The sequence below is a fragment of the Georgenia phoenicis genome (assembly GCF_047302425.1).
Lineage (GTDB): Bacteria > Actinomycetota > Actinomycetes > Actinomycetales > Actinomycetaceae > Oceanitalea.
Genome location: NZ_CP154855.1, coordinates 2,856,955 through 2,869,836, shown reverse-complemented (window position 1 = coordinate 2,869,836; position 12,882 = coordinate 2,856,955). Strand labels below are relative to the sequence as shown.

Genomic DNA, 12,882 nt, shown 5'->3' with positions numbered 1-12,882 from the left:
CAGACTGGGACCATGGACCTCACGATCGGGTACGCGGCCGCGCTGGAGCAGTTCCACCCCACCGAGGTGGTGGAGATCAGTGCGCTGGCCGAGGAGCACGGCTTCTCCGGCGTCATGGCCGCCGACCACTTCCAGCCGTGGACGCCGTCGCAGGGGCAGGCGGCCTTCGTGTGGAACGTGCTGTCCGCGCTGGGGGAGCGCACCCGCGGGGACATCGGGCCAGGTGTCACCGCGCCGACCTTCCGCTGGCACCCGGCGATGGTCGCGCAGGCCTCGGCCACGCTCGCCGCGATGTACCCGGGCCGGCACTGGCTGGGGCTCGGCTCCGGCGAGGCGCTCAACGAGCACGTCACCGCCGGCTACTGGCCCGAGGCGCCCGAGCGGATCAACCGGATGTTCGAGGCGATCGAGATCATCCGCAAGCTCTTCACCGCCTCCCTCGCCGGCAAGGACACCAAGCACTCGGGGACGTTCTACAAGCTCGAGTCGACCCGGCTGTGGACGATGCCGGAGGAGGCCCCGCCCATCTACGTCGCCACCGGCGGGCCGGTCACCGCCCGCCGCGCCGGCAAGCACGCCGACGGCCTCATCACCGTGGGCGCGCCGCTGGAGAAGATCTCCGGCCTCTTCGACAAGTTTGCCTCCGGCGCCCGGGAGGTGGGCCGGGACCCGGAGACCATGCCGAAGATTCTCCAGCTGCACATGTCGTGGGCGTCCACCGACGAGGAGGCGCTCGCGAACGCCCTGGACCAGTGGCCCAACGGCGGGATGAAGTTCCCCAAGGCCGACATCCGCTCGCCCTTCGACTTCGCCGCGATGGCCAAGCTCGTGCGCCCGGAGGACTTCGAGGGCCGGATGGTCATCTCCGCCGACCCCGAGGTCCACCGCGCGGAGATCCAGAAGTATGTCGACCTCGGCTTCGACCGGATCTACCTCCACAACGTCGGGCGCAACCAGCGGGAGTGGGTCGAGGTCTTCGGCCGCGACGTCCTGCCGAAGCTGAGCCGCTGATGCTGCTCGCCCAGGCCGTCGAGGGCCTGCCGCCGGTCACCGGCGGGGACGACCTCGCCGCCGTCGTCGCGCCCGCCCTGCGGGAGCTGAGCTGGCCTGACGGGAGCGTCGGGGTCGCCGAGGGGGACGTCGTCGTCGTCGCGAGCAAGGTCGTGGCCAAGGCGGAGCGACGGCTCGTCGCGGCGCGGACGCGTGAGGAGCTGGAGGCGGCCATCGACTCGCAGACGGTGCGGGTCGTGGCCTCGCGTCCGCGGCCGGACGGCTCGATGCTGCGGATCGTCGAGACGCCGCAGGGGCTGGTCATGGCCGCCGCCGGAGTCGACTCGTCCGACGTGCCGCTCGGCACCGCGCTGCTGCTGCCCGAGGACCCGGACGACTCCGCGCGGCGGCTGCGGCGTGGGCTCGACGCCCGCCTGGGCGTGCGCCCCGGTGTGGTCGTCACCGACACCGTGGGGCGGCCGTGGCGCGAGGGCGTCGCGGACATCGCGATCGGCGCGGCCGGGATCGTCGTGCTCGAGGACCACCGCGGCCGGCGCGACGGCTACGGCCGCGAGCTGCGGATGACCCAGATCGCCGCCGCCGACGAGATTGCCGCGGCCGCGGAGCTCGTCAAGGGCAAGGCGGACGGCCGGCCGGTCGCCGTCGTGCGCGGCCTGGCCCATCTCGTCACGGTGGAGGACGGCGACGGCGCCCGCGTGCTCGCCCGGTCCGCCTCCGACGACCTCTTCCGCGAAGGCTCCGCCGAGGCCTACGCCCGCGGCCGCCGCGAGCGATAACCCCGCCCCTTCCCGCGCCGACAGCCGGATCTCCGGCCCGCGACCCCGCCCCTCCTGCGCCGACAGCCGGGTTCTCCGGAGCTGGGCCACCGTCGCGCACCCGCTGCGGTCACGTAGCGTGTTTCCCCGCTTGGCGCGCGGCTCCGACGCGGGTGACCGTTTCGATCTCGCGCACAAGTCCGCGACACGCGGCCGACACGCCGGGACAGGTGTCGCCTGGAACGCCGTCCCTCCGACTTGTGCGCGATTCACGAGCAGCCGCTGCCGAGGCAAGCCCCTGCACCCGGCCGGCCGCCGGAGGATCCAGCTGTTGGCGCAAGGGGCAGGGGCAAGGGGGCGGTACGCGGGCCGGAGAATCCGGCTGTCGGCGATGGGGGGGGAGGGCGGGGGAGGGGGAGGAGGGGGCGTTCGGTGACCGCTCAGGCGCGCTGGTAGAGGAGGAGGTCGCGGCCGTTCACCGTGACGCGCTCGGCGTGGACGCGGTAGACGCGGGAGACGAGCTCCTCGGTGAGGACCTCGGTGGGCGGCCCGGCGGCCACGACCCGTCCGGCGTCGAGCACGACGACGTGCGCGCAGTGCTCGAGCGCGTGGTTGAGGTCGTGCAGCGCGGCCAGCACGGTGACGCCCGTGGCCGCGAGCTCGCCGGCGAGGTGGAGGACGTCGAGCTGGGCGGCCACGTCGAGGTGGTTGGTCGGCTCGTCGAGCAGGAGGAGTCGCGGTGTCTGTGCCAGCGCACGGGCCAGGTGGACGCGCTGGCGCTCGCCGCCGGACAGCGTCGCGACGTCCCGGCCCTCGAGGTGCGCGGCGCCGGTCCGCTCCAGCGCCTCACGCGCGAGGGCGACGTCGTCGCTCGAGTCGGCGGACCACGTCGGGCGGTGCGGGGTGCGGCCGAGGAGGACGACGTCGAGGACGTCGAGGGACACCGGTGCGCTCGAGTCCTGCTCCACGAGGGCCAGCTCGCGCGCGCGGGCGCGGCGGGACATGTCACCCAGCTCCCGCCCGTCGAGCAGCACGGTGCCGACGTCGGGCTCCAGCGCCCCGACGAGCAGTCGCAGCAGGGTCGACTTCCCCGAGCCGTTCGGGCCGACGACGGCGCTCACCTCACCCGGCGGCAGCTGGGCAGCGACCTCGTGCAGCACCGGCGTCCCGCCGAGGCGCACCCCGAGCCCGCCGACGGTGAGCGTGAGCGCCTCGGTGTGCGCGCCCGTGCGCACCGGCCCGCTCACAGCCGGCTCCGGCGCAGGAGGACGGCGAACACCGGTGCGCCGATGGCGGCGGTGAGGATCCCGACGGGCAGCTCGCGCGGCTCGAAGACGGTGCGGGCCGCGGTGTCGGCGAGGAGGAGGAACAGCGCCCCGACGAGCGCGGCCACCGGCATGACCCGGTGGTTGCGCGAGCCGAGCACGAGCCGGACGGCGTGCGGGACGACGAGGCCGACGAAGCCGATCGACCCGCACACCGAGACGAGGACGGCGGTGAGCAGCGTGACGACGACGAGCAGCAGCCACCGCTCGCGCCGCACGTCGACGCCGAGGGAGGAGGCCGACACGTCCCCGAAGGCGAAGGCGTCGAGCACCCGCGAGCGCGCGGCGAGCAGCCCGCCGAGGACCACCGTGCCGCCAGCGGCCAGCAGCGCCTCGCCCCACGTGATGCCGCCGAAGGAGCCGAGCAGCCAGGACAGGATCTCCCGGTAGGAGTCGCCGGTCGCGGACCAGAAGATGACGAAGCTGACGAGCGCGGAGCACGCCTGCCCCACGGCCACGCCGGCGAGCACGGTGCGCACCGGCGGCAGGCCGCCGCCGCGCCCCGCGGCCAGCAGCAGGGTGAGGACCAGCGCCCCGATCGCCCCGACGAACGCGGCCACCGGCAGCAGCACCGTCATCCCGAGCACGAGGACGCCCACCGCCCCGAGGGAGGCCCCGGAGGACACCCCGAGCAGGTAGGGGTCGGCGAGCGGGTTGCGCACGACCGACTGCATGACGGTCCCCGCCACCGCGAGCCCGGCCCCGACGCTCGCCGCCGCGACCACCCGCGCGCCGCGGCCCTGCCAGACGATGGCGTCCTGGATCTGGGTGAGCGGGTCACCCGCGCACGTGACAGCGCCCGGGGCGAGGGCCGAGCACACGTGGTGCCACGCCGAGCCCCACACCTGCCCCACCGTGATCGACGCCGGCCCCACGGTCACCGCCCAGCTCATCGCGAGGAGGAGCAGCGCGAGCAGACCGACGAGCAGGCCGGCCAGCGCCAGCCGCCCGTGCCGCCGGCCGCCCCCGGTCCGGGGGGCGGGGGCGTCGGTGGCCGGCGCGCGGCGGTCGAGGTCGGTCACGGCGTCAGCTCGCCGATCTGCCGGGTGAGCTCGACGACGGCGTCGACGTTGCGCACCCCGGCCTCCGTCGCCGGGAAGGGCACCGTGAGGTAGCGCCCCTCCTGCACGGCCGGCATGGCCGCGGTGACGGGGTTGGACTCGAGGACCTCGATCTTGTTCTCGGCGGTGTTCCACGCGGAGTCGACGAGGACGAGGACGTCCGGGTCGCGGTCCGCCACGACCTCCCACGACAGCGAGGTCCACGTGTCCGCGACGTCCGCGGCGATGTTCTCCAGCCCCGCCGCGCTCATGATCATCTGCGGCGCCCCCGCCCCGGCGCCGACGAAGGGCGTGTCGGAGCCCGAGGAGTACCACAGCGCGGTGAGCCCCTCACCGGTGGGCGTCACCGCCTCGAGGGCCTCCCGCTGCTCGGCCACCAGGTCGGCCGCCTCCTCGGGAGCCCCGAGCATCCGCCCGACCGTCTCGATCTCCGCGAACACGTCCTCGAAGGAGAGCTGCTCGGGCTGGTGGGCGGGGTCCTGGCAGGCCGAGGGGGAGACGAAGGTCGAGATGCCGAGCTCCTCGTAGCCCGCCCGGTTCCCGGCGCCGTCGTCGGAGAGGTTGGACTCCCACCCCGCGTAGACGAGGTTGGGGGCGAGGTCGAGGACGGACTCGCGCGAGGGGTTGCGCTCGGCGAGGACGGGCGGCTCGCTCACGCCGTCGGGCAGGGGGCCGTCGGAGAAGGCGGTGCCCACGAGCCGGTCACCCGCGCCGAGTGCGATGACCATCTCGGTGGCGGAGGACTTGATCGTCACGATCCGCTCGGGCGGCGCCTCCAGGGTCGTCTCGGTCCCGCAGCTCGCCACCGTCACCGGAAACCCGGCGGCGGACGACGACGGCGCCGTGCTCGCGCCGTCGTCGTTCGTGGCGTCGTCGGCGGGGGCGGCGGAACAGGCGGTGAGGACGAGGGCGAGCGCGCCGAGGACGGCGGCACGGCGGGGCAGGGGCACGCGTGACTCCAGAGCGGGAACGGATGAGCTCTGCGCAGTCACAGCGCCGCGCGTGGACCGTGGGCCCAAGGTCGAGGCCCGCCACCGGGCGTGGCCCGGGGTCCGCCGCCCAGCCTACGCCTCCAGCCGGGCCGCGCTAGGTGCGCGCCTTGCTCTGCCGGGCGTCGTCGGTCATGTCCTCGAGCTCCCGGCCCCTGGTCTCGGGGACCTTCCACAGGACGAAGAGCAGGGACAGGAGCGCGAAGGTCGCGTAGAGCCCGTAGGCGACGCTCAGGCTGATCTCGGAGAGCGTGGGGAAGGTCGTCGAGACGGCGAAGTTCGCGAGCCAGTTCGCGGCGGAGGCCACGGAGACGGCGGTGGCGCGGATCTTGTTGGGGAACATCTCCCCGAGCATCACCCACATGATCGGGCCCCACGTCGCACCGAAGGAGACGACGAAGAGGTTCGCGGCGATGAGCGCGACTGTGCCCCACGGCTGGGGGAGGCTGACGTCCTCGCCGCTGCCCTGCGCCTGGGAGAAGGCGACGGCGAGGGTCCCGAGGGTCACGGTCATGCCCACCGAGCCGAAGATGAGGAGCGGGCGGCGGCCGACCTTGTCGACGAGGAGGATCGCGACGATGGTGACGACGACGTTCGTCACCGAGGTGATGACCGACGTCGTCAGCGCCTGGCTCTCCTCGAAGCCGACCGAGCGCCACAGGGTCGTCGAGTAGTAGAAGATGACGTTGATCCCGACGAACTGCTGGAAGATCGCCAGCGCGATGCCGACCCACACGATCGGCTTGAGGCCCATCGACGCGCCGCGGAGGTCGCCCAGGCTCTCGCGCGCCTCGCGCTTGAGGGACTGGTGGATCTCCTTGATCTTCGCGGCGGTGTCCTTGACGCCGGTGTACTTCGTGAGGACCTCGGCGGCCTCCTCCTCGCGGTCCTGGTCGACGAGGTAGCGCGGGGACTCGGGGATGGTGAGGGCGAGCAGGCCGTAGATGGCGGCGGGGACGGCCTCGGCGAGGAACATCCAGCGCCAGGCCTCCTGGCCGAGCCACAGCTCCTCGGCGGCGCCGCCTGCGACGTCGGCGAGGAAGGCGTCGGACAGGAGGGCGGCGAAGATGCCGAGGACGATGGCCAGCTGCTGCAGGGAGCCGAGGCGCCCGCGGACGTCGGCGGGGGAGACCTCGGCGATGTAGGCCGGGGCGATGACGGAGGCGGCACCGACGCCGAGGCCGCCGAGCGCGCGCCAGGCGATGAGGTCCCAGGTGCCGAAGGCGAGACCGGAGCCGACCGCGGACACGAGGAAGAGGAGGGCCGCGATGACCATGACGCGCACCCGGCCCTGCCGGGCGGCGATCGGGCCGGCGAGCCACGCGCCGACGACGCAGCCGAGCAGCGCGGAGGAGACCGCGAAGCCCTGGAGGAAGCCGCTGATGCCGAAGTTCTCGCTCATCGCGTCGATCGCGCCGTTGATGACGGCGGTGTCGAAGCCGAAGAGGAAGCCGCCCATGGCAGCCGCCAGGCTGATCCCGAGGATGCGTCCGTTCATCGTGCTGCCGCTACTGCTCATGGCCTCTCTCCCTCGCGCCGTTCGGTCACGGGGACGCTAGCGCCGAAACCGCAGGTCGGCGCGGGGAGAGGTGCGGGGGGTCAGTCGGCGAGCGCGCGGTCCCGGTCGACGACGGCCCGCACCCCGCGCACGACGGCGGGGGTGAAGCCGGCCTCCTCCATCTCGACGATCCCGGCGATCGTCGTCCCGCCGGGGGAGCAGACCATGTCGACGAGGTCGGCCGGGCTCACGCCGTCGTCGGCCCGCTCGAGGACCATGCGGGCGCTGCCGAGCACCGCCTGGGCGGCGATCCGGGTGGCGAGGGCCTTGGGCATGCCGTCGCGGACCGCGCCGCGGGCGAGGGCGTCGATAAAGGTGAAGACGAAGGCGGGGGAGGAGCCGGCGATCGCGGTGTAGGTGGCGAAGTCCTTCTCGGCGAGGACGACCGTGCCGCCGACGGCCGCGAAGATCTCCTCGACACGGGCGACGTCGGCCTCGCCTGCGGCCTGGTTGCCGCACAGGGCGGCCATCCCGGCGCCGATCATCGCGTTGACGTTGGGCATGACGCGCACGACCGGCACCTCGCCGCCGGGCAGCAGCGCGTCCAGGGCGGAAAGGGTGATCCCGGCGGCGATCGACACGAGGACCGGGCGGCGCTCGACGACGGCGCGCGCCAGCTCGCCCAGGACGGCGGGCAGCACCTGCGGCTTGACGGCGAGGACGACGACGTCGCTGCCGGCGACGACCGCCTCGGCCGAGTCCGCCACGGAGGCTCCGACGTCGTCGGCGAGGCGCTGGGCGACCGGCTCGTTGACGTCGTAGAGGAGCACGTCCCCGCCCGGGACGACGCCCGCCGCGGTCATGCCGCACACGATGGCGCCGGCCATGGTGCCTGCCCCGATGAACCCGATGGTCATGCTGCCTCCCGCTGCCGTCTGCGAACGCACCCAGTATCCACGCCCGCCCGCGCGGCAAGGCACCATGGGGGCATGGACACCACTTCCCCCAGCCCCGTCCGCCGCGCCCTGGTCACCGGTGCCTCGAGCGGTATCGGTGCCGCGACCGTGCGGCGTCTGCGCGCCGACGGGTGGGACGTCGTCGCCACGGCTCGCCGCGCGGACCGGCTCGCGGCGCTCGCCGAGGAGACCGGCGCCGTCGCCGTCGCCGCCGACCTCACGGACGAGGAGGACGTCGCCGCCCTCGTCGCGTCGGTGCGCGCCGGGGGCCCGCTCCACGCGCTCGTCAACAACGCCGGTGGCGCTCGCGGCGCGGACCCGGTGGAGACGGGCAGCGTCGAGGACTGGCGGGTGATGTACGAGCTCAACGTCCTGTCCACGCTGCGGCTCACGCAGGCGCTGCTGCCCGACCTGCGCGAGTCGGGAGCGGGGGACGTGCTCGTCGTGTCCTCGACGGCGGCGCTCGACACCTATCCGGGCGGCGGTGGGTACGTGGCCGCCAAGCACGCCGAGCGGGTCATCGCGACGACGCTGCGCCTCGAGCTCGTCGGCCAGCCGGTGCGTGTCATCGAGATCGCGCCGGGCATGGTGCGCACCGAGGAGTTCTCCCTCAACCGGCTCGGTGACGAAGCGGCGGCGGCGAAGGTCTACGAGGGGGTCGCCGAGCCGCTCGTCGCCGAGGACGTCGCCGACGCGATCGCGTGGACGCTGAGCCGGCCGCACCACGTCAACGTCGACCTCATGGTCCTGCGGCCCCGGGCGCAGGCGTCGAACACTCTGGTGGCGCGCCACCGGTAGGGGCCGGTCCACTGAGTGTCGTGGTCCGAGCTACACCCGGACGGAGGTCGGCAGGAGGCCGAGGAGCGATCGCCGACGGGGGACACCTGTACAACGCATGCTTCTTGGGGGAGGCCGTCCTCCGCCGTCAGTGTCTCGCGGCGCGCTCGGTCCTGGACGGTGGATCGGGCCGGTCCGCGCCAGGGTGAGGCAGGGTGATGGTGAACGCCGTCGACCCTGGGGTCCCGTCGACGTGGATGCGCCCACCGTGGGCCCGGACGATGGCCTCGACGATGGCCAGTCCGAGTCCGCTGGACCCGTTCCCGGGGCTGCGGGCGGCGTCTCCGCGGGCGAACCGCTGGAACAGGCGCGGGAGGAGGTCGTCGGGGATCCCGGGGCCGTCGTCGAGCACCCGAAGGACGACGTCGTTGCCGTCACGCCGAACTGTGGTGATGACCGTGGTGCCCGCAGCGGTGTGGACGCGGGCGTTGGCGAGGAGGTTCGTGAGGACCTGTCGGAGGCGGTCCTCGTCGCCGATGACGGTCATCGGGGCGTCGTTCTCAGGGTCGGGGAGGTCGAGCTCCCAGGAGTGGTCGGGGCTGGCGACGTGGGCGTCGGCGACGGCGTCGACCGCGAGGAGGGAGAGGTCGACCTGGGACTGCTCGAGCGGCCGTCCGGCGTCGAGCCGAGCGAGGAGGAGGAGGTCCTCGACGAGCGTGGTCATCCGCCGGGACTCCGACTCCACCCGGCGCACGGCTTGGTCGGCCTCCTCGGGCAGACCGCCGGGAAGGCGGCGGAGCAGCTCGGTGTAGCCGCGGATGGACGCGAGCGGGGTGCGCAGCTCGTGGCTCGCGTCCGCGACGAACTGGCGCACGTGCGTCTCGCTCTCGTGCCGGGCTTGCAGGGCCCCCTCGACGTGCCCGAGGAGCTGGTTGAGGGCGGCGCCGACCTGGCCGACCTCGGTCGCCGGGTCGGTGTATCGGTCGGGGACTCGCTCGCGCAGGCTGACCTGTCCCTCGTGGAGGGGCATCTCGGTCACCCGGGTGGCGGTGCCTGCCACCTGTTCCAGCGGGCGCAGCTGGTGGCGCACGAGGAGGCCGCCGGCGAGGGCGGCGAGGATGATGCCGGCGAGGGCGATCCCGGTCTCGGCGAGGAGATAGTCACCGACGGTGTCGTCGACATCGCTGGTGGATACCCCGGTGACGACGGTTCCACCGTCGGGGGTCGTGACGGCGACGGTCCGGTAGGCGCCGAGCTCGTCGAGCTCGACGGTGGCGGGTGGCTGGTCCGGCGTGACGGCGAGGAGGGTGGCCTCCTGGTTCTCGGTCAGTGGTTGGAGGGTGCCGCCCTCGTCGATGTAGCCGGACTGGGTGGTGGAGCCAGTGAGCGAGACGTTGACGGTGCCGACGCGTTGGCCGGGCACGTCGAGCCCCGGCGGCGGGCCACCGGGTCCGGCGTCGCCCTCACTGGGAGGGAACGAGCCCTCGTCCGGCGGTGCCTGGCGCTGCGCGTCGACGGCGCGTTGGCTGGAGGACAGGACGCGTTCGTCGAGCTGGTCGGTGAGCGAGCTGCGCAGCGCCAGGGTCGACAGGACACCCGTCGTGAGGGCGGCGGCCGCGAGCAGTCCGACGAGCACCGCGAGGAGGCGGCGTCGTAGCGTCCAGTGCCTCATCGGTCGGCCGTCGACCCGGCCGGGTCCTCGGCGGGCTTGAGCAGGTAGCCCACGCCCCGGACGGTGTGGATCATCGGTGGGCGTCCGGCGTCGATCTTTCGCCGCAGGTAGGAGACGTACAGCTCGACGATGTTGGCCCGGCCGCCGAAGTCGTACTGCCAGACGCGGTCGAGGATCTGAGCCTTCGACAGCACCCGGCGGGGGTTGCGCATGAGATAGCGCAGCAGCTCGAACTCGGTGGCCGTGAGCGTGACCGGTTCCCCGGCTCGCGAGACCTCATGGCTGTCCTCGTCCATGTGCAGGTCGCCGACGACGAGGACGTGGTCCTCGGTCGCCGCGGTCGCGCCCGCGCGCCGCAGGAGCGCCCGCAGCCGGGCGATGACCTCCTCGAGGCTGAAGGGTTTGGTGACGTAGTCGTCGCCGCCCGCGGTGAGGCCGGCGACCCGGTCCTCCACGGCGTCCTTGGCGGTGAGGAAGAGGACGGGGACGGTGGGGTGGACGGCGCGGATGCGCCGAAGGACCTCCAGTCCGGACAGGTCGGGCAGCATGACGTCGAGGACGACGACGTCGGGCTGCTCCCGGCGGGCCACCCGGACGGCGGCATGTCCGGTGACGGCGGTGTCCACGTGCCAGCCCTCGTAGCGCAGAACAGTGGCGAGCAGCTCGCCCAGGGCAGGTTCGTCGTCGACGACGAGGGCACGGATCGGGGAGCCGTCGGCCCGGGTGAAGGCGTCGCGCGGTCCGGTCGCGGGCGCGGTGGGCGTGGTCATGGCTCCATCGTGCCGCCGAGGCGTGGGCGGCGCCTGAGGACGTGCTGTGAGGCGCCTGTGAGTCGTCGTGGCGCGCGGGTACGCCGCTGCCCGGACCCTGTGGGGTCCGGGCAGCGGCGTGGGGGATGAGCTCAGACGGACGACGCGTCGGCGGCGTTGCTGTCGGTGTCCTCGGTCGGAGCGCCGAACCCGCCCGCCGGGGCCTGCGGCGGCTCGCGGAAGTCCCCGCCCGGCATACCGCCCGGCCCGCCCGGCATGCCGCCGCCGCCGAACATGCCGCCTGCGGCATACTCGCCGCCCGTCACGGAGGCAACCACGCTCGCCCCGGTCAGATCGCCGTTGTCGTACAGGCCGGCGGTCGGGGTGCTGGCCACGGTGCCCCCGACGTAGACCTCGTAGGTCTCCCCGGCGATGATCTCACTGCTGGAGAGGACGACGGAGGAGAGCTCCTTGGTGGCCGTGAACGAGGCCACGACCTCGCCGTCGGCGGTGGCGACGGTGACGACGGTGCCGACGGGCTGTCGGTCGAAGGTCGCGAGGATGGAGGCCTGGGGTGAGTCGGTCCCCGGTGCCATGGCCATGCCGGAGCTGCCGGCGGCGAACAGGACGCCGCCGTCGATGGTGAAGGTGCCCTGGACGTCGAGCGCGCCGTTGCCGTTCTCGATGGGGCCGGAGACGACGACCGTCCCGCCGCTCATGTCGACGGTGCCGTTGGAGTCCACGCCGTCGCCACCGGCGTCGATGGCCAGCGTCCCGCCGGTCACCGTGAGCGCGTACTGCCCGGACGTCTCCTGGGCCGGGTCCATCGGCACGTCGGTGGTCGTCGTACCTCCGCCGGCGGCGTTGACGCCGTCGTCGGTGGCGACGAGGGAGACGTCTCCGCCGGCGATGGTGATCGACTCGGCTTCCAGGCCCTCGTAGGAGTCGACGACGGCGAGGGTGCCGCCGGTGACCACCAGGGACTCCTCGGCGTGGACGCCGTCGTCGCCGCTGGCCAGGCTGAGCTCGCCGGCGGTGACGGTGATCGCGCCGTCGGAGTGGACGGCGTCGTCGGCAGCGTCGACGACGGTGGTGCCGCCCCCGACGACGACCGCGACGTTCGCCTTGAGGCCCTTGGCGGAGGCGTCCTCGGCCAGCACCTCGCCGCCGCCGGTGGTGATGTCGAGGGTGCCTCCGCCGACGATGACGTCGGTCGCGGCGTCCAGGCCGTCCGCGCCGGCGTCGACGGTGACCGTGCCGCCAAGGACGGCGACGTACCCGGCCGTGACGTCCTCCTCCTCGTCGGACTTCAGTCCGTCGCCCCCGGCGGTCACCGTGACGTCGCCGCCGGTGACGAGGAGGTAGTCCTTGCCGCGGATGCCGTCGTCGACGGCATCCACCGTCAGGGTCCCGGAGTCGATGACGAGGCCGTCGTTGGCGGCGATGCCGTCGTTGACGTGGCCGGTGACGGTCAGCGAGCCGGTGCCGGTGATGGTGAGGTCGGTGCGGGAGAAGAGGGCGCCGTCGGGCTCGTCGGCGTCCTCCGCGACGGTGCGGGCGGTGTCGGCGAGAGCGTTCGTCGAGTCCTCGGCCAGCACGATGACGGCCTCGTCGGCGTCCTCGATGGCGATCGGCGCGGTGGTCGAGCTCGTGATGTCGACGCCGTCGAGGACGAGGCGCACAACGCCGTCGAGTGCCGAGCTCACGATCACCTCTCCGTCGGACACCGTGCCGCTGAGGCGGTAGGTGCCGGGTTGGGTGATGGTGACGGTGTCCCCGTCGACGACGGCGCCCTCGCCGGAGACTTCCGTGGCGCCGTCGGCGAGGTCGATGGCAACCTCGGCGGCGGTGTCCCACTCGGTCTCGGTCTCGTGGGCCGGGAGGTTGGCGCCGAGAGCCTCCTCGACGGAGGCGGCCCCGACGGTGCTTGCCGCCGCCGTGGCCGCGCCGGTGTCCTCTGAGCTGACGACCTGCTCAGGGGCGGCGTCCGAGGCGGAGCCGGTACCGGCTGAGCAGCCGGCGACGAGACCGCCTAGCAGCAGCAGGGAGGCCAGGGATCGGGTGATGGTGCGCATGGAGGTGTCTCCGG

General features: G+C 73.5%; 11 protein-coding genes. 3 read left to right on the top strand and 8 right to left on the bottom strand.

Features of this window, described 5'->3' with window-relative positions:
* Positions 1-12 precede the first annotated feature (12 nt).
* Positions 13-1,011 carry a TIGR03557 family F420-dependent LLM class oxidoreductase gene (locus tag AA0005_RS13650; protein ID WP_413450688.1) on the top strand — a complete coding sequence of 333 codons (999 nt, stop codon included), beginning with the start codon at positions 13-15 and terminating at the stop codon, positions 1,009-1,011.
* Positions 1,011-1,787 (top strand): coenzyme F420-0:L-glutamate ligase, encoded by a 777-nt coding sequence (cofE, locus tag AA0005_RS13645; protein WP_413450687.1) that lies wholly within the window; start codon positions 1,011-1,013, stop codon positions 1,785-1,787. The genes AA0005_RS13650 and cofE overlap by 1 nt, the downstream gene beginning before the upstream one ends.
* A gap of 419 nt (positions 1,788-2,206) precedes the next feature.
* Here cofE and AA0005_RS13640 read toward each other — a convergent pair whose 3' ends face one another.
* The 5 genes from AA0005_RS13640 to proC all read right to left on the bottom strand — a co-directional run bounded on the left by AA0005_RS13640 (position 2,207) and on the right by proC (position 7,556).
* Complete coding sequence (locus AA0005_RS13640) at positions 2,207-3,013, bottom strand: ABC transporter ATP-binding protein (RefSeq protein ID WP_413450686.1); 807 nt, start codon at positions 3,011-3,013, stop codon at positions 2,207-2,209.
* A complete protein-coding gene (locus tag AA0005_RS13635) occupies positions 3,010-4,113 on the bottom strand; it encodes an iron chelate uptake ABC transporter family permease subunit (RefSeq protein ID WP_413450685.1) in 1,104 nt (367 codons plus the stop codon). The genes AA0005_RS13640 and AA0005_RS13635 overlap by 4 nt, the downstream gene beginning before the upstream one ends.
* Positions 4,110-5,102 carry a putative F420-0 ABC transporter substrate-binding protein gene (locus AA0005_RS13630; protein ID WP_413450684.1) on the bottom strand — a complete coding sequence of 331 codons (993 nt, stop codon included), beginning with the start codon at positions 5,100-5,102 and terminating at the stop codon, positions 4,110-4,112. Before AA0005_RS13630 ends, AA0005_RS13635 begins: the two co-directional genes overlap by 4 nt.
* Positions 5,103-5,238: 136 nt before the next feature.
* A complete protein-coding gene (locus tag AA0005_RS13625; RefSeq protein ID WP_413450683.1) occupies positions 5,239-6,660 on the bottom strand; it encodes a sugar porter family MFS transporter in 1,422 nt (473 codons plus the stop codon).
* Positions 6,661-6,740: 80 nt separating this feature from the next.
* Entirely contained in the window at positions 6,741-7,556 is an 816-nt protein-coding gene (proC, locus tag AA0005_RS13620) for a pyrroline-5-carboxylate reductase (protein WP_413450682.1), read from the bottom strand.
* Between the two features lie 72 nt (positions 7,557-7,628).
* On the opposite strand from proC, the gene AA0005_RS13615 reads away from it, so the two are divergent.
* Positions 7,629-8,393: an SDR family oxidoreductase gene (locus AA0005_RS13615; protein WP_413450681.1), complete on the top strand. Its 765-nt coding sequence runs from the start codon at positions 7,629-7,631 to the stop codon at positions 8,391-8,393.
* Between the two features lie 127 nt (positions 8,394-8,520).
* On the opposite strand, the gene AA0005_RS13610 is transcribed toward AA0005_RS13615, so the two are convergent.
* The 3 genes from AA0005_RS13610 to AA0005_RS13600 all read right to left on the bottom strand — a co-directional run bounded on the left by AA0005_RS13610 (position 8,521) and on the right by AA0005_RS13600 (position 12,868).
* Complete coding sequence (locus AA0005_RS13610) at positions 8,521-10,044, bottom strand: sensor histidine kinase (protein ID WP_413450680.1); 1,524 nt, start codon at positions 10,042-10,044, stop codon at positions 8,521-8,523.
* Positions 10,041-10,814: a response regulator transcription factor gene (locus AA0005_RS13605; protein ID WP_413450679.1), complete on the bottom strand. Its 774-nt coding sequence runs from the start codon at positions 10,812-10,814 to the stop codon at positions 10,041-10,043. Before AA0005_RS13605 ends, AA0005_RS13610 begins: the two co-directional genes overlap by 4 nt.
* A gap of 131 nt (positions 10,815-10,945) precedes the next feature.
* Positions 10,946-12,868, bottom strand: coding sequence for a carbohydrate-binding domain-containing protein (locus AA0005_RS13600; RefSeq protein ID WP_413450678.1), 1,923 nt, complete (start codon positions 12,866-12,868; stop codon positions 10,946-10,948).
* Positions 12,869-12,882: the final 14 nt, after the last annotated feature.